This is a genomic window from Micromonospora sp. NBRC 110009 (genome assembly GCF_030518795.1).
GTDB lineage: Bacteria > Actinomycetota > Actinomycetes > Mycobacteriales > Micromonosporaceae > Micromonospora.
The window spans coordinates 5,149,222-5,175,128 of sequence record NZ_CP130427.1 but is presented as its reverse complement, the minus strand read 5'-3'; the positions used below and the strand labels follow the sequence as shown (position 1 = coordinate 5,175,128).

At 73.6% G+C, this 25,907-nt stretch carries 28 protein-coding genes; 13 read left to right on the top strand and 15 right to left on the bottom strand.

Annotation, left to right across the window (positions count from 1 at the left end; genetic code table 11):
* Positions 1 to 8: 8 nt before the first annotated feature.
* From Q2K19_RS24615 to Q2K19_RS24605, 3 genes are all read right to left on the bottom strand, one after another.
* Positions 9 to 965 carry a carbohydrate ABC transporter permease gene (locus Q2K19_RS24615; protein WP_302764108.1) on the bottom strand — a complete coding sequence of 319 codons (957 nt, stop codon included), beginning with the start codon at positions 963 to 965 and terminating at the stop codon, positions 9 to 11.
* 83 nt (positions 966 to 1,048) lie between these two features.
* Positions 1,049 to 2,428: an ABC transporter substrate-binding protein gene (locus Q2K19_RS24610; RefSeq protein ID WP_302764106.1), complete on the bottom strand. Its 1,380-nt coding sequence runs from the start codon at positions 2,426 to 2,428 to the stop codon at positions 1,049 to 1,051.
* Positions 2,429 to 2,789: 361 nt separating this feature from the next.
* Positions 2,790 to 3,791, bottom strand: coding sequence for a LacI family DNA-binding transcriptional regulator (locus Q2K19_RS24605; protein WP_302764103.1), 1,002 nt, complete (start codon positions 3,789 to 3,791; stop codon positions 2,790 to 2,792).
* A gap of 272 nt (positions 3,792 to 4,063) precedes the next feature.
* Here Q2K19_RS24605 and Q2K19_RS24600 point away from each other — a divergent pair, with 272 nt between their 5' ends.
* Positions 4,064 to 6,100, top strand: coding sequence for a glycosyl hydrolase family 28-related protein (locus Q2K19_RS24600; RefSeq protein ID WP_302764101.1), 2,037 nt, complete (start codon positions 4,064 to 4,066; stop codon positions 6,098 to 6,100).
* Positions 6,101 to 6,169: 69 nt separating this feature from the next.
* On the opposite strand, the gene Q2K19_RS24595 is transcribed toward Q2K19_RS24600, so the two are convergent.
* Entirely contained in the window at positions 6,170 to 6,574 is a 405-nt protein-coding gene (locus Q2K19_RS24595; RefSeq protein ID WP_302764100.1) for a nuclear transport factor 2 family protein, read from the bottom strand.
* Between the two features lie 304 nt (positions 6,575 to 6,878).
* On the opposite strand from Q2K19_RS24595, the gene Q2K19_RS24590 reads away from it, so the two are divergent.
* Entirely contained in the window at positions 6,879 to 9,380 is a 2,502-nt protein-coding gene (locus Q2K19_RS24590; protein ID WP_302764098.1) for a glycoside hydrolase family 65 protein, read from the top strand.
* A 58-nt stretch (positions 9,381 to 9,438) separates the two neighbouring features.
* Here the strand turns inward: Q2K19_RS24590 and Q2K19_RS24585 are convergent, their stop codons facing one another.
* Positions 9,439 to 10,248 (bottom strand): SigB/SigF/SigG family RNA polymerase sigma factor, encoded by an 810-nt coding sequence (locus tag Q2K19_RS24585; protein ID WP_302764097.1) that lies wholly within the window; start codon positions 10,246 to 10,248, stop codon positions 9,439 to 9,441.
* A gap of 221 nt (positions 10,249 to 10,469) precedes the next feature.
* Between Q2K19_RS24585 and Q2K19_RS24580 the strand changes: the two genes are divergently transcribed.
* Positions 10,470 to 10,991 (top strand): DinB family protein, encoded by a 522-nt coding sequence (locus Q2K19_RS24580; RefSeq protein ID WP_302764095.1) that lies wholly within the window; start codon positions 10,470 to 10,472, stop codon positions 10,989 to 10,991.
* A 13-nt stretch (positions 10,992 to 11,004) separates the two neighbouring features.
* Here the strand turns inward: Q2K19_RS24580 and Q2K19_RS24575 are convergent, their stop codons facing one another.
* The 4 genes from Q2K19_RS24575 to Q2K19_RS24560 form a co-directional block, all read right to left on the bottom strand.
* The gene (locus tag Q2K19_RS24575; RefSeq protein WP_302764094.1) at positions 11,005 to 11,670 is read right to left on the bottom strand and encodes a sensor histidine kinase; all 666 of its coding nucleotides are present in this window, start codon (positions 11,668 to 11,670) and stop codon (positions 11,005 to 11,007) included.
* Between the two features lie 169 nt (positions 11,671 to 11,839).
* The gene (locus Q2K19_RS24570) at positions 11,840 to 12,403 is read right to left on the bottom strand and encodes a GerMN domain-containing protein (RefSeq protein WP_302764092.1); all 564 of its coding nucleotides are present in this window, start codon (positions 12,401 to 12,403) and stop codon (positions 11,840 to 11,842) included.
* The gene (locus tag Q2K19_RS24565; RefSeq protein ID WP_302764090.1) at positions 12,400 to 13,752 is read right to left on the bottom strand and encodes a sensor histidine kinase; all 1,353 of its coding nucleotides are present in this window, start codon (positions 13,750 to 13,752) and stop codon (positions 12,400 to 12,402) included. Before Q2K19_RS24565 ends, Q2K19_RS24570 begins: the two co-directional genes overlap by 4 nt.
* A complete protein-coding gene (locus Q2K19_RS24560) occupies positions 13,749 to 14,423 on the bottom strand; it encodes a response regulator transcription factor (protein WP_302764088.1) in 675 nt (224 codons plus the stop codon). Before Q2K19_RS24560 ends, Q2K19_RS24565 begins: the two co-directional genes overlap by 4 nt.
* Before the next feature lie 175 nt (positions 14,424 to 14,598).
* On the opposite strand from Q2K19_RS24560, the gene Q2K19_RS24555 reads away from it, so the two are divergent.
* From Q2K19_RS24555 to Q2K19_RS24545, 3 genes are read left to right on the top strand one after another with little or no spacing between them, the layout of a single operon-like run.
* Positions 14,599 to 14,907, top strand: coding sequence for a hypothetical protein (locus tag Q2K19_RS24555; protein WP_302764087.1), 309 nt, complete (start codon positions 14,599 to 14,601; stop codon positions 14,905 to 14,907).
* Positions 14,904 to 15,530, top strand: coding sequence for an STAS domain-containing protein (locus Q2K19_RS24550; protein ID WP_302764085.1), 627 nt, complete (start codon positions 14,904 to 14,906; stop codon positions 15,528 to 15,530). Before Q2K19_RS24555 ends, Q2K19_RS24550 begins: the two co-directional genes overlap by 4 nt.
* Entirely contained in the window at positions 15,524 to 15,811 is a 288-nt protein-coding gene (locus Q2K19_RS24545) for a BON domain-containing protein (protein WP_302764083.1), read from the top strand. Before Q2K19_RS24550 ends, Q2K19_RS24545 begins: the two co-directional genes overlap by 7 nt.
* 56 nt (positions 15,812 to 15,867) lie before the next feature.
* Here Q2K19_RS24545 and Q2K19_RS24540 read toward each other — a convergent pair whose 3' ends face one another.
* A complete protein-coding gene (locus Q2K19_RS24540; RefSeq protein ID WP_302764082.1) occupies positions 15,868 to 16,770 on the bottom strand; it encodes an AurF N-oxygenase family protein in 903 nt (300 codons plus the stop codon).
* 48 nt (positions 16,771 to 16,818) lie between these two features.
* Here Q2K19_RS24540 and Q2K19_RS24535 point away from each other — a divergent pair, with 48 nt between their 5' ends.
* From Q2K19_RS24535 to Q2K19_RS24520, 4 genes are all read left to right on the top strand, one after another.
* Positions 16,819 to 17,523, top strand: a complete 705-nt coding sequence (locus Q2K19_RS24535) for a TetR/AcrR family transcriptional regulator (protein WP_302764080.1) — start codon at positions 16,819 to 16,821, stop codon at positions 17,521 to 17,523.
* On the top strand, positions 17,520 to 17,789 hold the full coding sequence (locus Q2K19_RS24530) for a DUF4873 domain-containing protein (protein ID WP_302764078.1): 270 nt from the start codon (positions 17,520 to 17,522) through the stop codon (positions 17,787 to 17,789). Before Q2K19_RS24535 ends, Q2K19_RS24530 begins: the two co-directional genes overlap by 4 nt.
* Before the next feature lie 40 nt (positions 17,790 to 17,829).
* Entirely contained in the window at positions 17,830 to 18,477 is a 648-nt protein-coding gene (locus Q2K19_RS24525; protein WP_302764077.1) for a YdcF family protein, read from the top strand.
* A gap of 108 nt (positions 18,478 to 18,585) precedes the next feature.
* Positions 18,586 to 19,305 (top strand): glycosyltransferase family 2 protein, encoded by a 720-nt coding sequence (locus Q2K19_RS24520; RefSeq protein WP_302764076.1) that lies wholly within the window; start codon positions 18,586 to 18,588, stop codon positions 19,303 to 19,305.
* A gap of 12 nt (positions 19,306 to 19,317) precedes the next feature.
* Here Q2K19_RS24520 and Q2K19_RS24515 read toward each other — a convergent pair whose 3' ends face one another.
* From Q2K19_RS24515 to Q2K19_RS24505, 3 genes are all read right to left on the bottom strand, one after another.
* Positions 19,318 to 20,091: an SDR family oxidoreductase gene (locus Q2K19_RS24515; protein WP_302764075.1), complete on the bottom strand. Its 774-nt coding sequence runs from the start codon at positions 20,089 to 20,091 to the stop codon at positions 19,318 to 19,320.
* Positions 20,092 to 20,098: 7 nt separating this feature from the next.
* Positions 20,099 to 20,221, bottom strand: coding sequence for a 50S ribosomal protein L36 (locus Q2K19_RS24510; protein ID WP_302764072.1), 123 nt, complete (start codon positions 20,219 to 20,221; stop codon positions 20,099 to 20,101).
* 95 nt (positions 20,222 to 20,316) lie between these two features.
* Positions 20,317 to 21,210, bottom strand: coding sequence for a winged helix-turn-helix transcriptional regulator (locus Q2K19_RS24505; protein ID WP_302764070.1), 894 nt, complete (start codon positions 21,208 to 21,210; stop codon positions 20,317 to 20,319).
* A gap of 83 nt (positions 21,211 to 21,293) precedes the next feature.
* Here Q2K19_RS24505 and Q2K19_RS24500 point away from each other — a divergent pair, with 83 nt between their 5' ends.
* Complete coding sequence (locus Q2K19_RS24500) at positions 21,294 to 22,559, top strand: MFS transporter (protein WP_302764068.1); 1,266 nt, start codon at positions 21,294 to 21,296, stop codon at positions 22,557 to 22,559.
* A 9-nt stretch (positions 22,560 to 22,568) separates the two neighbouring features.
* Here Q2K19_RS24500 and Q2K19_RS24495 read toward each other — a convergent pair whose 3' ends face one another.
* Positions 22,569 to 23,642, bottom strand: a complete 1,074-nt coding sequence (locus Q2K19_RS24495; RefSeq protein WP_302764066.1) for a DUF4037 domain-containing protein — start codon at positions 23,640 to 23,642, stop codon at positions 22,569 to 22,571.
* Positions 23,643 to 23,749: 107 nt separating this feature from the next.
* On the opposite strand from Q2K19_RS24495, the gene Q2K19_RS24490 reads away from it, so the two are divergent.
* Positions 23,750 to 23,974 (top strand): hypothetical protein, encoded by a 225-nt coding sequence (locus tag Q2K19_RS24490; RefSeq protein WP_302764064.1) that lies wholly within the window; start codon positions 23,750 to 23,752, stop codon positions 23,972 to 23,974.
* A gap of 61 nt (positions 23,975 to 24,035) precedes the next feature.
* Positions 24,036 to 24,956 (top strand): 5'-3' exonuclease, encoded by a 921-nt coding sequence (locus tag Q2K19_RS24485; RefSeq protein WP_302764062.1) that lies wholly within the window; start codon positions 24,036 to 24,038, stop codon positions 24,954 to 24,956.
* A 58-nt stretch (positions 24,957 to 25,014) separates the two neighbouring features.
* On the opposite strand, the gene Q2K19_RS24480 is transcribed toward Q2K19_RS24485, so the two are convergent.
* Positions 25,015 to 25,890 (bottom strand): MHYT domain-containing protein, encoded by an 876-nt coding sequence (locus tag Q2K19_RS24480; protein WP_302764060.1) that lies wholly within the window; start codon positions 25,888 to 25,890, stop codon positions 25,015 to 25,017.
* Positions 25,891 to 25,907: the final 17 nt, after the last annotated feature.

Genomic DNA, 25,907 nt, shown 5'->3' with positions numbered 1-25,907 from the left:
CGTCCGTCCTAGTCCTGTTTCGCGGTCAGCCGCACGTAGACGGCGGAGAAGCCGGCCAGCACCACCAGCATGATCACGCCGAGCGCCGCCGCGCCGTTGAGGTCGTTCTGGAAGAACCCGTGCTGGTAGATCAGGTAGGCCACCGAGGTCGCGGAATCCTCCGCGCCCGCACCGTTGGCGAGGATCAGTGGTTCGATGAAGAGCTGCATCGTGGCCACGATCTGCAGCATCGCCAGGAGCGCGAGGATCAGCCGGGTCTGCGGGATGGTCACGTTGACGATCCGCCGCCAGATTCCGGCGCCGTCGAGCTCGGCCGCCTCGTAGAGTTCGCCGGGGATGTTCTGCAGCGCCGCCAGGTAGACGAGTACCGCGCTGCCCATGTTCATCCAGGTCGACGCGAGCACCATCGCCGGCATCGTCATCCCGGGGGACTGCATCCACTCCGACGTCGGCAGGTGCAGGGCCTTGAGGATCGCGTTGAAGAGTCCCGCGTCGCTGGGGTCGTACGCGTAGAACTTGAAGAGGAAGAGCGCCGACGCCGGCGGCAGCATCACCGGCAGGTAGACCAGGATGCGCAGGTACCCCTTGGCGTGGCGGAACTCGTTGAGCAGGATCGCCACGAAGAATGGCACCGCGTACCCGAGGACGAGCGCGAGAACCGTGAAGTAGAACGTGTTCTTCCAGGCGCTCCAGAAGCTGGGCTCGTCGATGATGCGCAGGTAGTTGTCCCAGCCGACCCAGGTGGTCTCGCCCCGCCGGGTGCGCTGGAAGCTCATGACGATGCCCCGGATCATCGGATACCAGGAGAAGACGGCGAAGCAGAGCACCGCGCCGAACAGAAACGCGTGCCCGGTGAGGTTGTCCCGTACCTTGCGGCCGAGGCTCGTACGCCGGCGCGGCGGGTAGGGCGGTGCGGGGCGGCGGCCGGGTTGTCTGGTGGCACCCGGGACGGCGGTGATCGCCAAGGCAACTCCTGCGGAAGTCGGTGACCGGACGGTGCGGGGCCGGCGGGTGGGGACCGGAGCGCCGGCCCCCACCCATCGGCGGCTCAGCTCCCGGCGGCCAGGAGCTGGTTGACCTTGTCTTCAGCCGTCTTGAGCAGGGCGTCGATGTTCGCGTTCGGGTTGGTCAGCACCGCGGACATCGCGGCGTCGAGCACCGCGTAGATCGCCTGCGCGTTGCGCGGCTCGCCCTTGATCGGGACCGGGTTCGCCTCGAAGATTGCGAAGTTCGCGGTGTCGACGTTGGCGTTCGCCTTGCGCAGCTCGAGCTCCTGCTTCTGCGCGGCGCTGCCGTTGGCGAAGAGCAGCGGCTGGGGCAGGCCCACCGGGTAGTTCTGCGGCTTGGCCCGGACGTAGTCGAACTGGCCCTTGCCCGGCGTCAGCTTCTGGTAGGCGATCCACTTCAGGCCGGCCTTCACCTGCTCGGGGGTGAGGCCCTTCTTGAAGAAGTAACCCTCGCCACCACCGAGCGTCCCCTTCGCCGCCCCGTCCTGGCCGGGCAGCGGGCCCATCGCCCAGTCCTGGAACTTGCCCTGGAACTGGCTGACGATCGCCTGGGTGGCATCCGGCGCGCCGATGAACATGCCGACCTTGCCCGCGCCGGCGTTGGTCAGCAGGTCGCCCCATTGCAGCAGCTGGCGGGAGCCCATGCTGTTGTCGCCGTAGCGCATGTCCTTCAGGTTCTGCAGGACCTGCTTGCCCATCGCGTTGTTGAAGTCGGCCTTCTTGCCGTCGGCGCTCAGCATCTGCCCGCCCTGCGAGTAGAGCAGGGAGGTGAAGTGCCAGCCCCCGGTGTTGCCGGCGCTGTACTCCGAGTAGCCGGCGATGCCGTTGCCGAGCGCGGAGATCTTCTTGGCGGCGGCCCGGACCTCGGCCCAGGTCTTCGGCGGGTTGTTCACGTCGAGCCCCGCCTGCTGGAACAGGACCTTGTTGTAGACCAGGCCCATCGAGTAGTTCTTCACGGGTACCGCGTAGAGCTTGCCGCCGTCGCTGAAGACCTCCTTGAGTGCCGGGTCGACACTGTCCCAGGTCGGGATCGTGTCCTTGTTGGCGAACTGGGTGATGTCCATCGCCTGACCGGAGTCGAGCACCTGCTGGAGATCGGTCATGTACCCGTAGAACACGTCGGTCACGGTGCCGCCGGCGAGCCGAGCGGTGAAGTCCGGCGGGTTGTTGCACTGCTCGCCGACGCTGACGCTCTTGATGACGATCTTCGGGTTCTGCCGCTGGAACTCGGCCACATCGTCGTTCCAGTTCTTCAACAGCTCTTTCTGGGAGCCGACCGGCTGGCAGTCGACGGTGATCGTGACCTTGCCGTTGGCATCGTTCGCCGCGTCGTCACTCTTCGTGGAGCAGGCCGCAAGGCTGAGCCCCAGGCCGGCCACGAGCGCTAGCGCCGCAGCCTTCCGGTACTGCGGTACGGACATCTGTCCATCCCTTCGGGAACGGGTGTCTCCATGGCCAGCGCCGAGCTGCGGTGAGGGGTCACCGCAGGGAATGCGCTGCTGCTGATCGGTATCCGCCGTGCCACCTGTGCCGCCAACTACGCCGCGAGTCAGGTGTGAGTGGGGCCACTGTAACGAGGCGTACCGGCTTCAGCAAGATGTCGATCGGATTGTGAAAGTACACGACTTTTCAACGGCACTTCACGACAGGCAGGACCGCCCACATGCCGGTACCGCTCGGCGGAGGGGCCACGACAGAAGGCCGCCGACCGCGCGCAGCGGTCGACGGCCGGAGCAGTCGTCAGCAGGAAAGGCGGCCCGTGGCTGGCCGAGGTGACCCCGGTCAGCGGCCGGGGGCCGGCGCGGTGGAACCGCGTACCACCAGTTCGGGCTCGAACAGCAACTCGTCGTGCAGCACGCCGGCCCCCTCGATCTGGGTGACCAGCAGGTCCACCGCGGCCTGCCCCATCGTCTCGATCGGCTGCCGCACGGTGGTCAACGGCGGGTCGGTGCAGGTCATGAACACGGAGTCGTCGAAGCCCACCACCGACACGTCGGTGGGCACGGCACGACCCAACCGCCGGGCGGCCCGGATGGTGCCGAGGGCCAGCACGTCGCTGGCGCAGATGATGCCGGTCACGCCACGCTCGACCAGTTTGGTCGCGGCGACCCGCGCCCCTTCCATGGAGAAGCTGGAGCGCTCCACGTGGTCCCGGTCGTCGGCCCAGCCCGCGGCCCGGACCATGGCGTCCAGCTTGCGCCGGGACGGCACGTGCCCCTCCGGGCCGAGCACCAGCCCGATCCGCTCGTGCCCGAGCGAGCGCAGGTGCCCGTACGCCTGCTCGACGGCGACCGCGTCGTCGGTGGACACCCGGGGGAAGCCGAGCTCGTCCACACCGGCGTTGACCAGCACCACGGGCAGCCCCCGGTCGGTGAGCCGGCGGTAGTGCTCGTGGGAGGCGTCGGCGAGGGCGTACGACCCGCCGGCGAAGATGACGCCGGAGACCTGGTGGTCGAGGAGCATCTCGACGTAGTCGGACTCCGGCACGCCGCCGATGGTGCGGGCGCAGAGCGCGGGGGTGAACCCCCGTTGCGCGAGGGAGCCGGTCACCACCTCGGCGAGCGCCGGGAAGATCGGGTTCTGCAGCTCCGGCAGGACGAGGCCGACCAGCCGGGCCCGCTCGCCCCGCAGCTTGGTCGGGCGCTCGTAGCCGAGCACGTCGAGCGCGGTCAGCACGGCCGTCCGGGTGGCCTCGGACACGCCGCCGCGCCCGTTGAGCACCCGGCTCACGGTCGCCTCACTGACGCCCGCCTTACGGGCCACCTCGGTCAGCCGCTTCGTCACGCCCGCAATCGTACGTCGCCTTCTTGTAAGAAATGAACCGCCACCTGCTCGGTTCGGGGTGGTGAGGGCGGCGGCCGGCAGGCCCACCGCGCGGCGGGCCGCGCCGCGCGCCTGCAAGATTCGGACAGACAGCAGCTTGAATGCCGACAAGTGACGGGAATAACATGAGGGACCCCGGGAGCCAGTGCGACGTCCCGGGTCTCCGGCGGGCCCCTCCAGCCGCGCCGACACCACCACCGCCTCCCCCCGTCCCCCAGAGAGTGGGTAGTCCGATGCAGCGGAGCGTGGACGACGGCGCGGCTGGCCTGCGCCCGCACGTGCCGATCGCCAGGATCATCGCGACGGTCACCGCCGTCGCCCTCGCCGTGCCGGCCGGGAGTGCCGCCGCGGCGGGCCGGGCCCCGACCGGCCCGGCCCCCGTGGTGACCCGGGCCGCACTCGATCCGGTGCTGGTCGCCGGGCGCGGCGCCGCCGTGGACTTCATCGAGCAGGAGGCCGAGCACGCGCGGACCACCGGCACCGTCATCGGTCCGGACCGCGCCGCCTACACCCTCGCCGGTGAAGCCTCCGGCCGCCGGGCGGTCCGACTCGCCCCCGGCCAGTACGTCGAGTTCACCCTCCCGGCGGCGGCCAACGCGATCACCGTCCGCTACAGCATCCCCGACGCCCCGGACGGCGGCGGCAGCACCGCGCCGCTGAGCGTCACCGTCGGCCACGGACCGACCCGGACCATGACCCTCACCTCGCAGTACGCGTGGCTCTACAACCAGTACCCGTTCTCCAACGACCCCGACGCCGAGCTGCTCCACCCCGACTGGTGGATCACCGAATGCTCCTGCGTGCCGGCCGCCACGACCCCGCCGCCCACCGTCGCCAAGCCGTTCCGGCCGCACCACTTCTATGACGAACAGCGTTTGCTGCTGGGCCGCACCTACCGGGCCGGCGAGGCGGTCCGGCTGACCGCCCCGCGCGATGCCGCCGCCTGGACGGTCATCGACCTGCTGGACTCACAGCTCGTCGGCCCGCCCCGGGTGGTGCCCGGCGCGGTGAACGTGCTGGCCTTCGGCGCCGATCCGACCGGGCGACGGGAGTCGGCCGACGCGTTCGACCGGGCCGTCGCGTACGCCCGCCGGGCGCACCGCACGCTCTACCTGCCGCCCGGCACCTACCAGGTGAACCGGCACATCATCGTGGACGACGTCACCATCACGGGCGCCGGCAGCTGGTACACCCTCGTCAAGGGCCGCGAGGTCACCCTGGACACGCCCGCCCCCGACGGCTCGGTGCACACCGGTGTCGGCTTCTACGGCCGGGACGCCGCCGACGGCGGCAGCAGCAACGTCCACCTCTCCGGCTTCGCGATCGAGGGCGACGTCCGCGAGCGGGTCGACACCGACCAGGTCAACGCCGTCGGCGGGGCGCTGAACCACTCCACCATCGACGGCCTCTACCTGCACCACACGAAGGTGGGGATGTGGTTCGACGGCCCGATGACCGACCTGCGGGTCACCAACACCGTCATCGCCGACCAGATCGCCGACGGCGTCAACTTCCACACCGGCGTCACCGACTCCTCCGTCTCGCACACCTTCGTGCGGAGCACCGGCGACGACGGCCTGGCCATGTGGTCGGAGCGGACCGGCAACGCGCACAACACCTTCGACCACAACACCGTGCAGTCGCCGGTCCTGGCCAACGGCATCGCCCTGTACGGCGGGACCGACAACACGATCTCGCACAACCTGGTCGCCGACCCGGTACGCGAGGGCAGCGCCATTCAGGTCGGCTCCCGGTTCGGCGCCGAGCCGTTCTCCGGACACCTCTGGATCACGGACAACACCACCGTCCGCGCCGGCAGCTTCGAGCTGAACTGGAACATCGGCCTGGGCGCGATCTGGTTCTACGCGCTGGACCGCAGCATCGACGCCGACATCCAGGTCGTCGGCGACGCCTTCCTGGACAGCACCTACAACGCGATCATGCTGGTCAGCGACTGGCCGGTGAAGGACGCGGTCTCGATCAGCAACGTGCACTTCCGCGACGTCCGGGTCGACGGAACCGGCACCTCGGTGGTGAGCGCCCGCACCGCGGGCTCGGCGTCCTTCGCCGACGTCGACGCGCGCAACGTCGGCGCGGTCGGGGTGAACAACTGCGGCTCGTTCCACTTCACCCCGGCCGGCTCCGAGTTCACCCTCACCGATCTCGGCGGCAACGACGGCGGGTGGCTCGCCCCCTGGCTGTTGCCGAACACCATCACCTGCGACGACCGGCCGCCGGTGGTGCCGCCGCCGGCGCCGTCCCCGTGGTGAGCTGACCGGTCGCCGGATCGGCACGCGGCCCGGCGGGCCAGCCACCCGCCGGGCCGTCCACCGGTCGGCTCAGGCTGCCGGCAGGCCCTGGTGGTTGAGGTAGAGCACCACGCGGAGGCGGTCGCCGTCGTCGTGCAGCAGGTACGACGACGCCAGCCGCACCGGCGGGCCCGCGTCGACCCGCGGGGCGTCCCAGTCGGTGCGGGCGAGGACGTACCGGTCGTCGAGGCGCTGGTACGTGAGGTCGGTCAGCGTCGCCGGGCCGAGCCCGGCCTCGGCGAACAGCTGCGCCCGACGGGGCAGGGCGGCGAGGAACGCGGCCCGGGGCACGGGCCGGGCGCCGCCCTCGTCGGCGACCAGGAACGGATCGGCGAACAGGGCACCGAAACCGTCCGGGTCGCCGCTCTCCGCGTCCGGCGCGAAGGCGGCGAAGAAGCGGCGGAGACGGGCGTCGAGGGTGGGCGTCTGAGGCATGGCGACTGGTCCTTTCCGGTGGTTCGGGGAGCGCCGCCACGCTACCAACCAGAAACGGACATAATACCACAAGAGTCCGCGAAGATCAAGTACCCCGGGGACCCACCCGCCTCATCCCTTCGGCCAGTGCAGCGGCTCAGGCCAGGTCACCGATGCCGTGGTCCGACACCGATCTGGGACACCGGGCCCGGAAGGGCCGGGCAGCTCAATACCCTTTACTGGTGCGAAGCTCGCCAAACACCCGGAGTGCGAGCGACCCCGTGATCGTCCGCGGAGGGGCCCGCCTCCACCCGAGGGTGGTGCGGTGAGACCTGATCAGCGGAACCCGGACCCCGCGTGCGAGCTGTGCACCGGTGACCTGCCGCCGGCCTGGGCGCTCGGCTATCAGGACGGCGACCCGGCGGGGGAAGGCACCCGGGAGACCATGCTGACCCTGGGCAACGGCTACCTGGCCACCCGCGGGGCGGCCCCCGAGGCGACGGCCGACGGCGTCCACTACCCGGGCAGCTACCTGGCCGGATTCCACAACCGGCTGGTGGGCGGCGCGGACCGGCCGGACGGCGAGGAGACGATCGTCAACCTGCCGAACTGGCTGCCGCTGACCTTCCGCCCCGCCGGCGGCGAATGGTATGCGCCGGGGCGCGCGCGGCGGATCCACGAGCACCGGCTGCTGGACCTGCGCCGCGGCATCTATTTGCGCGAACTCCTGGTCGTAGACCGCGATCTGCGGCGCACCCGGATCCGCCAGCAGCGGCTGGTGTCGATGGCCAACCCGCACCTCGCCGGGCTCCGGACGCGCGTCGTCGCGGAGAACTGGTCGGGCCGGCTGGAGATCAGATCAGGCATCGACGGCGGGGTGGTCAACGCCAACACGGCGGACGTGGGTGGGGCCTGCGGCCGGCACCTCACCGACGTCACCGGCGGCGCGGACGGTCCGACGCTCTGGTTGACGGCCCTGACGACCGGCTCGCGGCAACCGGTCGCGGTCGCCGCCCGCACCGCCGTCGAGATCGCCGGCGCCGACGCCGGTGTCCCCCGGACGGTGGTGCGGGGGGCGGACGACGTGGCAGAGGTGCGGGGCGTCGACGTGACGGCCGGGGTGCCGGTGTCGGTGGACAAGACGGTCGCGGTCGGCTGCGGGCGGGACCGCGCGGTGCACCACCCGCTCACCGCGGCGTGCGCGGAGCTGCGCTGGGCCGGGACGTTCGACGTGCTGCTCGCCGAGCACGTCACGGCCTGGGACCGGTTGTGGGCCCGGTTCCGGCTCGACGTCGGCGAGGAGCACGGGTGGCAGTTGCCACTGCGGGTGCAGACCTTTCATCTGCTCCAGACGCTGTCGCCGCACACCGTCGACCTCGACGCCGGAGTGCCGGCCCGGGGCCTGCACGGCGAGGGCTACCACGGGCACGTGTTCTGGGACGAACTGTTCATCTACCCGTACCTGAACCTGCGCCTGCCGGAGCTGACCCGCGCGCTGCTGGAGTACCGGTACCGACGGTTGCCGGCGGCCCGGCGGCAGGCGGCCGCCACCGGGATGGCCGGAGCGCTCTTCCCGTGGCAGAGCGCCGCGAGCGGCCGGGACGAGAGCCCGTCCCGGTCCCCCTCCCCCGTCACCGGTGAGTGGCAGGACGACCGCACCGGCCGGCAGCACCACGTCAACCTCGCGGTGTCCTACTCGGTGTGGCGCTACTGGGAGACGACCGGCGATCTCTCCTTCCTCACCGGCCGGGGGGCGGAACTGCTGGTCGAGACCGCCCGCTTCTGGGCCGGCCTGGCCACCTACGACCCCTCCGACGACCGCTACGACATCCGCGGTGTGCTGGGGCCGGACGAGTTCCACGACGGCTACCCGGGCCGCGCCGGCCAGGGGCTGGACAACTGCGCGTACCTGAACGTGATGGTCGCGTGGGTGCTCGCCCGGGCGGGCGAGGCGTGCGAGATCCAGGACCGGCACCCGGGCGCCGCGCCGTGGCGGACCGCGGAGGTCCCGGCCGCGGAGCGTGGGCGGTGGCGGCACATCGCCCGCCGGCTCCGCCTCGCCTTCCTGCCGGACGGCATCCTCGCGCAGTTCGAAGGCTACGACGACCTGGCGGAGCTGGACTGGGACCGGTACCGGCAGCGCTACGGCGACCTGCGGCAACTCGGGCCGCTGTTGCAGGCCGAGGGAGACGACCCGAACCGCTACAAGATCTCCAAGCAGGCCGACGTGCTGATGCTGCTGTACCTGTTCAGCGCCGAGGAGCTCACCGCACTGATCACCGAGCTGGGCTACGACTTCGACCCGGCGCGGATCCCCGCCACCGTCGACCACTACCTCAGCCGGACCACCCACGGCTCGACGCTGAGCCGGATCGCGCACGCGTGGGTGCTGGCCCGCACCGACCGCCGCCGCTCCGTCGACATGCTCCTGGACGCGCTCGGCACCGACCTGGCGGACCCCGCGCACAGCTCGACCCGGGCGGGCATCCACCTCGGCGCCACCGCCGGCACGTTGGACATCCTGCAGCGCTGCTACACCGGGCTGGAGGTCCGCGGCGACGTGCTGCGGCTCAACCCGCAGTTGCCGGAGCGGATCGACCAGCTCGACTGCGTGCTCCGGTACCGGAACCGGTTGCTCGTCCTGCACGTCGACCACCAGGAGGTCCGCATCACGGCCGGTCCCGGCGGGGACCAGCCCGTCCCGGTGGCCGTCCGGGACCAGTCGCTGCTGCTCTCCCCCGGCGCCACCGTCACCGTCGCCCTCGGCGCGGCCCCCCGGAGTGCAGCCGCCCCGGCTCGCCAGCTCCCGCACCCGGGACGTACCTGACAACGCACCGCCACCGGGGGGAGCCGGTGGCGGTGCGTGGGTCGGTGGGCGGGGCGGGTCAGGCCGCGGCGAGCTGGCCGCGCAGCTTGGTCAGCGCGCGGGCGAGCAGCCGGGAGACATGCATCTGGGACACACCGACGCGGGCGGCGATCTCGCTCTGGGTCAGGTTGCCGTAGAAGCGCAGGGTGAGGATCTTTTGCTCCCGCTCGTCCAGGGTGGCCAGCGCCGGGCCGAGCGAGGCGCGCAGCTCCGCCAGCTCGTACTCGTTGTCCTCGGCGCCGATGGTGTCGCCCAGCTCGGTGGCGCTGTCACCGTCGCCGATCGGGGTGGAGAGCGAGACCGCGTTGTAGGCGCGGGCGCCTTCCAGGCCCTCGAGCACCTCTTCCTCCGTGAGGTCGAGATGGTTGGCGATGTCGGCGACGGTCGGCGCCCGGTTGAGGGTCTGGGTGAGCGTGCTGTTCGCCTCCGAGATGCGCAGCCGCAGCTCCTGCAGGCGGCGCGGCACCCGGATGTTCCAGGTGCGGTCGCGGAAGTGCCGCTTGATCTCGCCGAGGATGGTCGGGATGGCGAAGCCGGCGAAGTCCACGCCGCGCGAGGCGTCGAACCGGTCCACCGCCTTGATCAGGCCGAGGGCCGCCGTCTGGGCCAGGTCGCCGGCCGGCTCACCCCGCCCGCTGTAGCGGGCGGCCAGGTGGTTGGCGAGCGGCAGCCACGCCTCGATGACCTGGTTGCGCAGCGCGGCCCGCTCCGGGTGCGCCTCCGGCAGCGCGGCCAGCGCCGCGATCAGCTCGCTGGCGCGGGTCTCCTCACCGGTGACCGCTGCGCGGTGCGCCTCGGTGATCGTCGGGGCGATGGTCGTCGTGGTCATGCTGCCCTTCCTGTCCTGAGGAGAACGGGTGCCTCCCAGCACCGGTCGTGCCAGTCACCCTAAACCAAAAGTCGTCGTCCGCTCAACCGAACGGCCGATGGATATATCACCCATAAGCATCCATTCGGGTGCGATATGCCGAGGGTCGAGGGCGATCCGGGCCACACCATCGCGGCTTCCGGGACACACCGGCCGGTCGGGAACGGCCTATCCTCCGCGGCGTGGACCGGTGCGACGAGTGTCTCTTCGTCTACTCCGAAGTGCCGGGTGAGGCGCTGCCGGAACTGCTGCGCGGGCTGGGCGCGCGCTACGCGACCGCGCTGGGCGCGGCGCCGGACCAACGCCGGCGACCGGCCGAAGGGGTGTGGTCGCCGCTGGAGTACACCTGCCACGTCCGCGATGTGCTGCGCGTCCAGGGCGAACGGCTGGCCCTCGCGCTACGCGTCGACGCACCGGAGTTCGTCCCCATGGGCCGGGACGAACGCGCCGTCACGGAGCGGTACAACGAGCAGGAACCGGCGAGCGTGCTCGCCGAACTGGCCACGGCCGCCGACGACCTGGCGGCCCGGTTCGCGGTGCTCGGCCCGGCGGAACTCGCCCGCACCGGCGTCTACCCGTGGCCGCAGCGGCAGGCCCGGACGCTGCTCTGGCTCGGGCAGCACACCATCCACGAGGGTGAGCACCACCTGCTCGACATCCGCCGCGCGACCGGAGCCGGGCCCGGCCCCGACCGCCGGCCCTGAGCCGGGCCTGCGGTCACGACCCGGGCCGTACGCCCTCCGGCGCGACCGGCAGCAGCACCCGGAACGTCGTGGCACCGGGCCGGCTGTCCACCCGGATGTCACCGTGGTGCTTGTTGACCACGATCCGGTACGAGATGTCGAGGCCGAGCCCGGTGCCCTCCCCCACCGGCTTGGTGGTGAAGAACGGCTCGAAGATCCGGGGTCGGACCTCCGCCGGGATGCCCGGCCCGGTGTCGCTGATCGCGACCGTGACCTGGTTCCCGTCCCGGCCGGTGCGGATGGCCAGGGTGCCGGTGCCACCCATGGCGCTCAACGCGTTGTCGATCAGGTTGGTCCAGACCTGCTTCAGTTCGGCCGCGTACGCGGCGATCGGCGGCAGCGACCGGTCGTACTCCTTGACCACGCGCACCCCGCCCGGAACCTTCGCCTTGACCATCACCAGCGTGGCGTCCAGCAGCTCGTGCACGTCCACCACCTGGTAGGGCGCGCGGTCGAGCTGCGAGTACTGCTTGGCGGCACCGACCAGCCCGGAGATCCGCCCGACCGCCTCGTCGATCTCCCGCATCAGCAGCTCGGTGTCGATGGTGTACGTGAGCCACCCGACCGCGGTCTCCAGGTGCGCCGTCCCCACCACCGCCTCGACCCGGGCCAGCCACTCCGGATCGGCGCCGCCGGCCACCAGGGTGGGCGCCAGGTCCCAGCCGGCCGCGACGCCCCGCTCGTCCAGCCAGTCGGCCAGTTCGTCCTCGGCGTCGCTGGCCGCCAGCGGTGCCGGAAAGCAAGCACCTCGCCCCGACCCGAATCAACCGGGTTGCCGGGCGACCGCCATCCGGACGCCCGGGCCGGCGTCAGCGCCGCAGCAGCGGCCGGTAGTCGGCGGCGGTCAGCGGCAGCGACGACAGCGACCCGTCGGCCCGGGGCACCTCCAGCGGCTGCCCGTCGCGCTGGAACGCGACACTGTCCACATCGGGGCGCTGGGTCAGCGTGCAGACGATCTGTCCGAAGGCGAGGACCTCGTCGTTGCGGCCGGTGTCCTCGCCGGCCTGCCGGACGTCGACCGTCGCGACAGTGCCGGTCGAGGTGGCCCCGGCGACCGTGATGGTCCCGGGCAGCGCGCTGGCCAGGCCGCGGTCCCGCTCGGCGCCGTCCGGTCCGGCCAGCAGGTGCTGCAGGTGGGCGTCCACCCCCGGCAGACCGTCGACCCGGCGGGTGACCGCCGCCAGCCCGTCGGCGCGGACGAAGCAGAGCGTCTCGTCCACCCGGCCGTCCGGGTCGGCGGTGGCCGTGCCGGTCGGGCTGGGAAACCCGCCGGGCGGGGCCGGCACCGGACGCGGCTGGTCGTCGACCGGCACCCCGCACCCGCCGAGCAGCACGGCGACGGCCAGCACCGGCAGCAGGCGGGCGCACCTCATCCGCGGGCCCCCGGCAGCTCGACCCGGAACCGGGCGCCCCGGTCCCGGTCGAGGACCGTCGCGTGGCCGCCGTGCGCGGCCGCGTGCTGGGCCACCAGGGCCAGCCCGAGGCCGGTGCCGTCGGTGCCGGCGCGGGCGTGCGCGGCCCGACCTCGGACGAAGCGGTCGAAGATGGCCTCCCGGTCGCCCTCCGGCACCCCCGGGCCGTCGTCGTCGACGTCGATCACGCCGACCCCGCCGTCGCGCAGCGACAGCCGGACGCCGACCGGCCCGCCGCCGTAGCGGACGGCGTTCTCCAGCAGGTTCAGCAGGGTCTGCTCGACCCGGCGCCGGTCGACGTGCCACTGGGTCGGCGCGTCGCCGACCACCTCGACCAGGTGCTCGGGCAGCGACCGGCTCCGGCAGGCCGCCCGGGCCAGCGCGGCCACCTCGACCGGCTCGCGGTGCGCCGGCTGCTCGGTACGCGCCAGCTGGATCAGGTCGTCCACCAGCCGCTGGAACCGGGCCACCTCGTCGACGACCAGCCCGGCGGCGGTCGCCGTGCGCTCGTCCTGGTGCCCGGCGCGGCGGGTCAGCACGCTGGCGGCGGCGGCCAGGGTCTGCAGCGGGGACCGCAGCTCGTGGCTGACGTCGGCGGCGAACCGGCGGTCCCGCTCGATCCGGCGGACCAACTGGTCGACCATGTGGTTGAACGAGCTGGAGAGCCGGGTCAGGTCCGGGTCGGTGGTGGGGTCGAGCCGGGTGGCGAAGTCACCGGCGGCGATCCGTTCCGCCGCGTCGGCGACCGCGGTCAGCGGCCGTACGCTGTGCCGGGTCGCGTACCAGCCGAGGGCGGCGCCGGCCCCGGCGACCATGATGGCCACCGCGGTCAGCGCCAGGCCGACGACCTGGAAGGTCGCCTCGACCTCGCGCAGCGAGGTCAGCTCGTAGTAGCCCACTCCGGCGGAGAGCGGCACCCCGACCAGCAGGGTCGGCTGGCCGTCGACCCGGATCCGCTGCACGCCCGGCTGCCCGGCCGCGACCATGCGCTGCAGCTCGACCGGGACCGCGCCGGCGCCGATGTCGGCGGTGCGGGCGTACCAGCCGTCGGGCAGGTGCAGCAGGGGCCGCCGGGTGCTGCCGGTGTCCAGCGCGCGCAGCACCGCCACGACGTCCGGGTCCTCGGTGTCCAGCCCGCTGCGGACCACTGCGGCGTCGTAGTAGGCGGCCCGGACGGCGGTGCGTTCCCGCTCGTCCAGCAGGGACCGGCGGGTCAGGTCGTAGGAGAACAGCGCCATCGCGAGGGCGAGCAGCAGCGCGCCGACGGCGAACGCGGCGGTGACCCGGGCGCGCAGTCCGAGGCGGGTCATCGTTGCAGCTTGTAGCCGAGACCCCGGAGGGTGACCAGGTGCCGGGGGTTGGTCGGGTCGGGCTCGATCTTCTGGCGCAGGCGGCCGACGTGCACGTCGACCAGCCGCTCGTCACCGGTCTCGTAACCCCAGACCCGCCGCAGCAGCTGCTGGCGCGAGAGCACCCGGCCGGCGTGCTCGGCCAGCTCGCACAGCAGCCGGAACTCGGTGCGGGTGACCGCGACCGGGTGGCCGGCCCGGCGCACCTCGCCGGCCTCGGCGCTGATCTCCAGGTCGCCGAAGACCTGGGCCGGGACGGCGTCCGCGACGGCCCGCCCGCGCCGGCGCAGGGCCCGCAGCCGCGCGGACAGCTCCTTGATCGCCACCGGCTTGACCACGTAGTCGTCGGCGCCGGCCTCCAGCGCGGCGACGATGTCGTGGGTGTCGTCCCGGGCGCTGACCACCACGATCGGAACGTCGTCGTCGCGGCGCAGCTGGCGGATGCACTCGAAGCCGTCGAGACCGGGGAGCATGAGGTCGACCAGCACGTTGTCCGCCGGGGTCTCCCGCTGCCGCCGCAGCCCCTCCTCGGCGGTGGCCACCCCGTACGCCGTGTAGCCCTCCTCCTCGAGGGCCAGCAGCAGCGCGAGCCGGATCCGGTCGTCGTCCTCGATCACCAGTACGGCCGTCATACCCCGCATCATCCCCGGCCGCTAGCACGTCACCCAACCGTGTCAGGCGTTCCCGGTTTTTGTCACACAACTGTCATGCAACCGCGCGACGACCGCCAAGAGCCCTGGCCAGAGTGGGCACCGGACCGGGCACCCGGACGGGCTCGGCTCACCACCCGGCACGCAGGAGGCAGCGGTGAACGGCAGCACCCTCGTCGGGGCCGTGGTCGTCGGAGTCGCCGTCGGGGCGGTGGGCCGCCTGGTCCTGCCGGGCCGGAAGGCCGCCCCGGTCTGGCTGACCCTCGCGCTCGGAGTCGCCGCCGCGCTGCTCGGCGCCATCGTCGTCGGGCTGGTCGGCACCGGCCCGGGCGGGCCGGCGGTCCTGGCGCTGATCGTCCAGGTCGTGTTCGCCGCCGTCGCGGTCGTCCTCGCCGTGGTGACCGCGGGCCGACCGGGCGGCCAACCGCCGTCCGGCCCGCGCGCGGATCGGACGGGGGCGCCGTGACGGTCGTACCGGCGGACAACCTGATGACCCTCATCTGCGACGGCTGCGGCGACACCGTCACCGGCACGGGCTGCACGCTGCCCGACGCCGAGGTGGTGTGGACGCTCGTGTTCGACAACGACTGGGTCCGCTCGCCGTTCGCCTCCGGTCCGCACCACTGCCCGCGGTGCAGCGCCCGCACCGGGCCGGACGGCGACGGCGGCCTCGACATCGACTACCTGGACGAGGTCGGCGGCGAGCCGACCGCCCAGGAGCCGGACCTGGTCGGCCCGGTACGCCGGGCGCTGGCGGAGAGCGTCACGTTCGGCGACCGGATGCTCGTGGACCTCGCCGAGGTCGAGGTGCTCGACTCGGCCGGACTCGGGCTGTTGGTCCGCGCCCGCCAGCAGGCCCGGCAGGACGGACGCCGGCTGTGCCTGGTGGCGCCCTCCCGGTTCGTGTTGACGGTGCTGCACACCATGCGACTGGACGGGGTGTTCCCCGTGTTCGACAGCCGTACCCGGGCGCTGAGCGGCCCGGTGGGACCCGGGCCCGCCCCGCCGCGCCCCGACGGCACTGAACCCGCCCCTCCGCCGGCCCGGACCGGACGCCCCGCCACCCACGAGAAGGAGCCCGCATGGTGACGCCCTGGCCGTACCCCGACTTTCCGTTCGCCGGGGACGGGCCCGAGCCCGACGGCGAGGACGTGCGCCTCGCCGGCCTTGTGGCCCAGCGGCTGAGCATCGACTGGACCACCCGGCGGCAGCAGATCACCGTCAGCGTGCAGAACCGGGTGGTGATCCTCGCCGGCGGCGTCGCCGACGCGCAGACCCGCCGCGCGGCCGGCGAACTGGCCTGGGACGTGCCCGGGGTCTTCGACGTCTGCAACGCGCTGCGGCTGTACGGCGGGCGCCGGGCCCGCTGATCGGCGGCGGCCGCCAGCGACCGCGTGCCCGGGAGTCGGGCCGCCGCCGGCCGGCGTCAGCCCCGGATGAGGCCGGAGCGGAGCCAGAGCAACCGCCCCGGCCCCGACAGCAGGCCCAGGCCCGCGAGGTGGTCGGCGACCCGGTGCGCGGACCAGCGCAGCGTCGCCTGCCAGTGCGGGTTCGCCCGGGCTGCGGCCCGGCCGACCGAGGGCGCGATGCCGACCGCCGCGTACGCCCGCGGGTGGACCAGGCGTCGGGTGATGGCGCACGCGGCGCGGCCGATCACCAGCCGCGCGTAGCTCAGCGCGAGCGGGCCGGCGGCCTCGACCTGGCGGGCCAGCTCGTCCCGGGCGAAGCGCACGTGCCGGGCCTCCTCGACCACGTGGATCCGGGACACCATCCGGATCAGCGGCTGCAGCGACTCGTCGGCCATGATCTCCCGTTGGAACGCGTCGAGGACCTCCTCGGCGATCAGGATGGCGGCGTACATCTGCGGGCCGGTCGCGGTGGCCTTGAGCCACCGGCCGAGCAGGTGGTCGAACCGGTCGGCGCGGTAGACCGGGCAGCCGGTCGCCTCGATGAGCCGACCGAACATGATGGAGTGCCGGCACTCGTCGGCGACCTCGGTGAGCGCGTACTGGGCGTGCCGGCTGGTCGGATCGGCGTCGTAGTAGTGCCGGATCAGCATCTGCATGAGGATCGTCTCGAACCACAGCCCGGCGCTGGCGGCGCTGGCCACCTCGTGCTTGGTCAGCTCGATGCGCTGCGCTTCGCTGAGCCCCGCCCAGAGCGGCGTGCCGTAGAGGCTGCTGCGGTGCGGCGGCAGCCAGTAGGCGTCCGGCCGGTGCGGCGCCGCCCAGTCGATCTCCACAGCGGGGTCGTAGCTGGTGTGCACCGAGGCGGTGAGCAACCGGGTGGCCAGCGCCTCGCGCGGGAACCCGGCCGGCGTCCCCTCCATGACCCCTCCCTGTTGACGTAACTTCTGGTAACTGTTACGAGTGGTAGCATGCGACCGACCTCCACCGATGTCAATGCCTCCGAGCCCGCCGCCGCCCCGCGCCCCGGCCGCCGGGACCGCTGGGCCGGCCACCGCGAACAGCGGCGGCAGGAGCTGATCGCGGCCGCCGTGCAGGCGTTGCTCCGGCACGGCCCGCAGGTCGACATGGACCAGGTGGCCGCCACCGCCGGGGTCAGCAAACCCGTCCTCTACCGCTACTTCGCCGACAAGGCGCAGCTCTGGCTCGCCGTCAGCGAGGTGGTGGCGGCCCGGGTCGTCGACACCATCGCACCGGCCATCGAACGGGTCCGCGAGGAGCGGGCCCTGGTCGAGGCGACCATCGACGCGTATCTCGGCGTCGTCGAGTCGGAGCCGACCCTCTACCGCTTCCTCATGAACCAGGCCGGCCACCCCGGCATCCACCAGGTCGTCGCCGGCACCAGCCGCCAGGTCGCCGCCGGGCTGGCCCGGGTGATCGGCGACCGGCTGCGCGCGCTCGGGCTCGACGCCGGTCCCGCCGAGCCGTGGGCGTACGGGCTGGTCGGGTTCGTGCAGGCGGTCGGCGACTGGTGGACCACGCACGGCCAGCCGATCCGCCGGGCCGCGCTCACCGACTACCTGACCACCCTGCTGTGGAGCGGCATCGAGGGTGTCCGGCGCGGCGCCGACCTGCCCCACGAGCTGGCCCGGGCGCACGAACGGATCGACCGGTGAGCTACCACGGCCCGGCGTGGATCGGCGACACGCCGGTGCAACTGCACGTCACCGGGCGGTGGGAGCCGGTCGACGGCCGCTACCACTGGGCGGGGCGGATCGAGCCGGAGCCGCGGGCGGTCCGGCTGCTCCGCTCCGGTCGCCGCGACGTGCAGGTACGCGTCGGCGACCGGGTCACCCGTGCCCGGCTGGCCGAGGTCGACCCCTGGGGCGGGGTGCGCGTCACCGGAGTCGGCGAGCCGCCCTGGCCGCCGGCCGAGGACTGACCGGCGGCGTACCGTTTGCCCGGACGAAGGGGGGCGAGGCGTGACGCCACCGACGGCCACCGTGCTGCTGGTGTTCGGCCGGGGCATCGTCCGGGAGGCGGGCGACTACCTGCTCACCGCGGAGAGCGCGGCCCGGGTGGACGCGGCCGTCGCGTACGTGACCGCGCACGAGGCCGAGTTCCGGCGGGCCGCCGCGCCCCGGATCGTCCTCACCGGAGGGTGGCCGCACGCCGCCCCGGAGACCGCGGGCCCGCCCGCGGGCTGCCACGAGGGCGAGCTGATGCTGGCCCGGGCCAGCGCCGCCGGCCTCGACCGGTACGCGGGCCTGCACGCGGAGACCCGGTCCCGCACCACCCTGCAGAACCTCGTGCACACGGTCGAGGACGGCCTGCTCGCCGACCACGTGTTTGGCCCCGCGCGACCGCTCGGGCTCGTCTCGCACGCCTGGCACCTGCCCCGGGTGCGGTTCCTCGCCGGCAAGGTCCTCGGCCTCTCCGGCGCCGCGCTACGCGACGTGCCGGCCGGGGACCCCACGGCGGGGCGGGCCGGGCGACGGGAACTGTCGTTCCGGGCCGCCGCCCGGCTGGGCTACCTCGGCGTCCACACCCCGGCGGACCTGCTGCGCCGGGAACGCGGTCTCGCCCGCTCGGCCCGGCTCCTCAATGGCTGGCGCCGGCCGAGCCGGTGATTGGCCCGCCGGCGCGCCGGGTAAGGACGGTCGTCGATCAGCGCCGACGGACGGGGCTGGTCGCCGACGGCGATCCCCGCCGGGCGGCAGCCACGGGCGGGAGGTTCGGTGATCGTTCTGATGCCGGTGTACCAGCCGGGGAAGCACCTGCTGCGCCTCGTCGACGACCTGGCCGAGGCCGCGCCCGGTTGGCACCCCGTCGTGGTGGACGACGGGAGCGGCCCGGCGGCGGCGGACGTCCTCGCGGCGGCGCGTGAGCGCGGCTGCACGGTGCTGCGCCGCCGCGTCAACCGGGGCAAGGGGGTGGTGCTGCGGACCGGCTTCCGCCACGTCGCCACCCGCCACCCCGGACGGGACGTGGTGTGCGTGGACGCCGACGGCCAGCACCGCGCCGCCGACGTGCTCCGGGTCGCCGAGCGGCTGCGCGACACCCCCGGCATCGTGCTCGGGGTACGCCGGTTCGAGGGTGACGTGCCGCTGCGCAGCCGGGCGGGGAACGCGCTGACCGCGGCCGTGTTCCGCCTCGCCACCGGCTGCCGGGTGCGCGACACCCAGACCGGGCTGCGGGCGTACCCGGCCGGCCTGCTGGACTGGCTCGGATCGATCCCCGGCGAGCGGTTCGAGTACGAGATGAACGTGCTGCTCCGCGCGGCCCGGGCCGGGCGGCCGATCGACCAGGTGCCCATCGCCACCCACTACCAGGCGGACAACGCCTCCTCGCACTTCTCGGCGCTGGCCGACTCGGCCCGGATCTACGGTCCCCTGCTCCGGTTCGCGGCCGCCCGGCTGCTTACCGCCGCCGACCGGCCACTCCCTTCCCGGCCGTAGGGTTCCGGGCGGTCACGTGGTGGCGTTCCAGACCTCGGCCTCGAACTCCTGCAAGCCGTGCCGAAGCTCCTCGGGACGGACGGTCCGGAACGGGTGGTGCGCGGCGGGGATCACCCGCACCATCTCGTCGACCATCTCCTGCGGGTCGCGCTGGTTCTCCAGGTAGTCGGCGAAGTCCGGGCGGTCCAGCAGGGTCGTCGACTCGTCCCACCACTGGAACATCGTTTCCGCCCCGGTGTCGTTGTACCCGGTCCGGTAGGGCCCGGGGTTGATGGTGGCCACCTGCACCCCGCGCGGCCCCAGTTCGTCCCGCATGGCCCAGGCCAGCGCCTCGATGGCGTGCTTGGTCGCGGCGTACACGCCGAACCATGGACGGGTGCGGACGCCGACGGCCGACGACACCCAGACCACCTTGCCGGCGCCCCGCCGCAGCAACTGGGGCGCGAAGCCCTGGACGAGGTGCAGGTGACCGAAGACGTTGACCTCGAAGGACCGGCGGACCCGCCCCATGGGGATCTCCACCACAGCGCCCGCCTCCTGGACCCCGGCGTTGAGCACCAGGATGTCCACCTGGTGGCGCAGCGCGTACGTCCGGTCCGCCTCGGCGGTCACGTCGAGCTTGATCACGTCGAGGATCAGGTCCGCCCGGGCGGCCTCGGCGCGCACCTGCCGTACCTGCGGCCAGTTCTCGCACCCGGCGATGACGTGGTGGCCCGCCCGGGCCAGCCCGAGCGCGGTGCCCCGCCCCAGGCCGGTGCCCGCGCCGGTGATCAGGATGTCCGCCACGGCCGGCTCAGCCCTGGCGGGCCTTCTGCCGTGGATCGGCCTTGTTGATCACGAAGAGCTTGCCCCGACGGCGTACCACGATCGAGTTGGCCTTCCGCTTCAGCGCGCGAAGGGAGCTTCGTACCTTCATCCCCGGGTCACCCCCGTACCGGCTCGATTCTCGGCTGCCCAGCCCGCCTACCCGGCGACAGCGCACTCATGCCTCGGCCGACCCCGGCCCCGACGTCACCGCCCCGCGGTGGCCCCCGCCCGGCGGCGTACCTCGATGAGCATCTCGTCGACCGAGCCGGCCGGGTCGGTCACCGGGAACTGCACCGACCGCACCACGGCCTCCGGGTCGACCAGCAGGGTCAGCCGCTTGAACCGGTCCACCCCGCCGGCCCGGAAGGTGGGCAGCAGCAGGCCGGCCGCGAGCCGCGCGTCCACGTCGGACAGCAGCGGGTACGGCAGCCGGGCGTGCGCGGCGAAGGCGGCCAGCTGGTCCGGGCGCTGGGTGCTCACCCCGCGCACCTCGGCGCCGGCGGCACGGAAGCGCTCGTGCCGGTCGGCGTACGTGCGGGATTCGAGGGTGCACCCGACGGCGCCGGGGATCTCCGCCCAGCCCGGCGGCAGGCCCTGGGCCTCCGGGGCGAACGCGCCCGGGAACAGGTAGAGGACGGTCCACCGGCCGGGCACCGCGGGCGGCTCCGCCCCGCCGTCGTGCCGGCGCAGCGTCATCGCCGGCACGCGCCGGCCGACCAGGTGGTGCACCCGGCGCGCCTCGGCGGAGTCGGCGCCGGCGGTGGCGGTGAGCGCACCGTCACCCATCACGTGCCGGGTGCCCCAGTCCTGGAGCGCGACCAGCACCGGCAGCAGCGCCTCCCCCTTGCCGGTGAGCAGGTAGTCGTGGCGCGGCGGGTGCGCCGAGTAGGGCTGGCGGCGCAGCACCCCGTGCTCGACGAGGCCGCCGAGTCGTTCGGTGAGTGCCCGCCGGCTGACGCCCAGCTCCCGCTGGAGGGCGTCGAACCGGGTAGTGCCGCCGGCGATCTCCCGGACGATCAGGAAGGTCCACCAGTCGCCGAGCACGCCCAGCGCCTGGGCGATGCCGCAGTCGGCGTCCCCGAGCTCCGCACGCCGCACATCCCACCTCCCGCTCGACCGGCCGCCTCGACTATAGTCCGTTTCAGATTGGAACTCACTGGCTCGGATCGGGGGTTGGCGGCATGTCCGTCGGACAGGGGGCCGGGGTGTTCTGGCGCTGGTGGACCGCCGGCACGACCAGCCAGGTGGGGTCGGCGGTCGGCGCGGTGGCGCTCCCGCTCACCGCGCTGACCGTGCTGGACGCGTCCGCGTTCGAGATGGGCCTGATCGCCGCCGCCAGCTACGTCGCCTGGCTGGTGATCGGGCTGCCCGCCGGGGTGATCGTCCAGCGGCTGCCGCTGCGCGGCGCCCAGATCGGCGCCGACCTGGCCCGGGCGGTCGCGGTGGCGTCCATCCCGCTCACCTGGTGGTGGGACTGGCTGACCGTCGCCCAGCTGGTCGTCGTGGCCCTCGTGGTCAGCTTCGCCAACGTGCTCTTCGACGTCGCCAACGCCACCTTCCTGCCGGCCATCGTCAGCCGCGAGCAGCTGCACGCCCGCAACAGCCTCACCTCGGCCACGCACGCCGGCACCCAGCTCAGCGGCCCGTCCCTCGGCGGCCTCGCGGTGCAGGCGCTCGGCGCGGTGCCCGCCGTGCTGGTGGACGCGGCCAGCTACCTGGTCTCCGCGGCGCTGCTGCGGACGCTGCCGGCCCGGCGGGTCGACGCCCCCGACCGGTGGCCGCCGGTGCGCGCCATGATCGGCGAGGGTTGGCGGTACGTCACCCGCCACCGCGTGATGGGCCCGACGATGTGGACGGCCACCGCGGTGAACTTCGTCTGCGGGGCGCAGTTGGCGGTCTACCCGCTCTACCTGGTCCGTGAGCTGCACACCCCGGCCGCCCTGGTCGGTCTGCTGCTCGCCGTCGAGGGCGTCGGATCGCTGGTCGGGGCCACCCTGACGCCCTGGATCACCGGCCGGTGGGGCACCGCCCGGTCCCTGGTGGTCGCCAGCCTGGTGGCGGTCGCCGGCGCGTTCCTGGTGCCGCTGGGCGTCGGGTGGCCCGCGTACCTCGCGTTCGCCGCCGGCAACGTCGTCTTCGCCGGGGGCGTGGTGGTGCTCAGCGTGACCACCCGCACCTACCGGCAGACCGCCAGCCCGCCGGAGCTGCTGTCCCGGGTGATGGCCACGGTCCGCTTCGTCTCGTGGGGGGCGATCCCGGTCGGCGGGCTGGCGGCCGGCGCCCTCGCCGGCCTGGCCGGCGCCCGGGTCACCCTGTTCGCGTTCGCCGCGGCCACGGTGCTGGCGCCGCTGGCGCTGCTGCTGTCCCCCGTGCGCGGGCTGCGCGACCTCACCGACCTGCGGGGCGACGAGCCGGCGGAGCCGCGCCGCGCCGCGCCGGTCGGCTGACCCGGACGGTCAGTCCGGCAGCACCGCCCCGGCGACCCGGCGGACCCGCTCCGGGCGGGTGAGCACGTCGACGTTGTCCAGGTACTGGTCGACCCCGCCGAGCGGCGGGCGGTCGCGCAGGTCCGGGTCGGTGATGGCGGCCCGCAGCGCGGCGACGAACCGTTCCGCGCGCAGGACCAGGAACGGCCGGTCGTGGAACGGCCGGACGCCGGGATCGACCCGCGCGGCCAGCCCGGTCTGGTTGGTCCACGCCGCGACCGTCTCCAGGGCCCGCACCAGCCCGGCCTCCCGGGCCGGCCAGTCACCGGGCCCGATCGCGTCGCGCAGCGCGTCGACCACCGACCCCGCCGCCGGCAGGGCGGCGAAGACGGTGCCGAGCCACTTCGCGTACGGCGGCCAGCGCCGGTGCAGCAGCAGGCCCAGCCGCATCAGGTCCCGGGCCAGCACGCCGGCCACCACCCGGCTGCCCAGCTCGTCGCCGACCTCGGCGCACCGGCCGACCAGGTGCTCGGTCTGGCCGACGCGCTGCCATCCGGCCGCCAGCACGTGCCGCCAGACATCGTCCGGATACCACGCCAGCGCCGCCCGGACGGCGGTGAGCGCGCCGTCGAGCCCGTCGTGGAAGACCGCCCCGCCGGTCAGCTCGGCCAGCCGCTGGGTCGGCGCGGAGAGCCAGTCCGGCACCCCCATCCCGGCGCGCGGGTCACAGGCCAGCCGCTCACGCAGCCACCCGCTCAGCTCGTCGACGCTCACCCCGTGCCGGTCGCCGTCCGCCCGGACCACCCCGAGCCGGACGTCCGGACCGCCGGCGAACCGGGTCGGCCAGCCGAGGAACTCCCCCGGCAGGCCGGCGTCCAGGACCGCCCGGGTGGGCGCGACGTCGGCGGGATCAGCGACGAAGAGCTGGGTACGCGGTCCCCAGTCGTGGTCGGTGGAGCGCGGGGTGTCCAGCCCGAGCAGTTCCGAGCCCCCATCGAGCAGGCCGGCGGCGTACCGGAGGCCGGGCAGCCGCCCGGCGAGCAGCGGGGCGACCACCTCGTCGTGGAAGCGCCGGCAGAGCGTCAGGCCGGGTACGAACGCCATGCCGCCCAGTCTGCCGGGGAGCGCGCCGGGCCACCCGCCGGTTATCGGTCCGGCGGGCGGCCCGCGCCGATAGCCTGGCGGGTGGCAGGCTCCGGGAGGGAGGGACGGTGGCGGACAGTGGCCCGGACCGGGCGTCGGCACGACGTCGCCGGCTGTTGTGGGCCGGCGTCCTCGCGGTGGTCGGGCTGGCGCTGCTGCTGCTCGGCCTGACCGTCGCCAACGGGGCCCTGGCCTGGGTCGAGGTGGTGCTCGCGTTCGTCCTCCTCGGCGCCAGCTACGCGGTGCAGCGGCTGGCCCGCAAGGAAGTCCTCTACCGCCAGGACCGCGGCTGACGTCCGACGGCACCGGTCACCGGTCCCCCACCTCGTCACATCGCTGTGCCAGGCTGTCGAGGTGGCCCAGCAACCCCCGATCCTGCTGATCGACTCCCCCAGCCTCTACTTCCGCGCCTACTTCGGCATTCCGGAGTCGGCGGCGAAGACGGACGACGGCCAACCGGTCAACGCCGTCCGCGGCTTCCTCGACATGCTCGCCCAGCTCGTCCGCACCCGGCGGCCGGACCGGATGGTCTGCGCCCTCGACTTCGACTGGCGGCCGGCCTGGCGGGTGGAGCTGCTGCCGTCGTACAAGGCGCACCGGGTGGCGCCGGAGGGCGGCGAGGTGGTCCCCGACACCCTCTCCCCCCAGGTGCCGATGATCCTCGAGGTCCTCGACGCGCTCGGCGTCACCGCCGTCGGCGCGACCGGCTACGAGGCCGACGACGTGCTCGGCACCCTCTCGGTGACCCAGCCCGGCCCGGCCGAGGTGGTCTCCGGCGACCGCGACCTGTTCCAGCTCGTCGACGACGCCCGCCAGGTGCGGCTGCTCTACGTCGGGCGCGGCGTGTCGAAGCTGGACGACTGCGACGACGCCGCGGTCCGGGCCCGCTACGGGGTCCCCGCCGACCGGTACGCCGACTTCGCCGCCCTGCGCGGCGACCCGAGTGACGGCCTCCCCGGGGTGCCCGGGGTGGGCGAGAAGACCGCTGCCCGGCTGATCGAGCGGTACGGCGGGCTGGACGGCATCCTCGCCGCGCTGGACGACGGGGAGTCCGGCTTCGCCCCGGGGCTGCGCAGCAAGCTGGCGGCGGCCCGGGACTACCTGGCCGTCGCGCCGAAGGTGGTCCAGGTCGCCACCGACGTGCCGCTGCCGGAGCTGGCGACCGCACTGCCGACCGCGCCGGCGGACCCGGACCGACTGCTGGAGTTGGCGCAGCGGTGGAACCTCGCCGGCTCGTGCCGCCGCCTGGTCGACGCGCTGGCCGACCGGTCCTGACGGTGCTCGGCCGGGGCGGCGGTCGCTCGGGCCACCGCCCCCGAAGCGTCGGGCCGGGTCAGCGGCCGACGTCGCCCCGCCGGGACGGAAACGGCGTGCCCGGTTGCCCCAGGGTGGACCGACCACGCAGGCCCACCGGGTCCGGGGCCGGCTCGGGCGTCGCCGCGGCGTCCCACCGCGCTTCCAGGTACGCCGCGCCGGCCCGGTCCTCATCGGTGGGCGCGGCGAGCAGCGCGTAGACCAGCCCGACCACGCCGAAGATCACCGCGAGGATGATCGGCACCAGCAGGCCGCTGACCTCGGTGCCACCCAGCTCGCCGCGCCGCTCGTGCAGGTGCACCGAGAGGGCGCTCATCCCGGTGAAGTGCATCCCGTTGACGGCGACCCCCATCAGCAGCGCCGACGCGACGATGGCCAGCGCCCGGCGGACCGTCATCGACAGCCAGAGCGCCACGGTGGCGGCCACCACGGCGATGAGCACCGACAGGCCGACCCGGGTGCGGTCGTAGGACAAGGTGCCGTCCAGCCGCATCGCGGCCATGCCGGTGTAGTGCATGGCAACTACCCCGGCACCGGTGAACACACCGCCGGCGAGGAGCCGGAACGCGCTGAGGCGGCCGGTGCCGACGATGGCCAGCCCGATGCCGACCGCCAGCACGGCGATCAACGTGCTGGCCGCGGTGATCGGCACGTCGTAGCGGATCCGGGTGCCGGCGACGGCGAACCCGAGCATCGCCATGAAGTGCATCGCCCAGATCGCCGTACCACCGATCGCCCACGCGGCGAGCAGACCCCACCAGACCCGCTGGCCCGTGCTGCGGGCGGTACGGATCCGCCCGGCGAGGATCAGTCCAAGGAACGAGCCCAGCACGGACAGGGCATAGCTCAGCGCGGGCGTGATCCACCCGTACTCAAAGTGATTGATTTCCGCCATCGCGGCCGTCCCCCCAT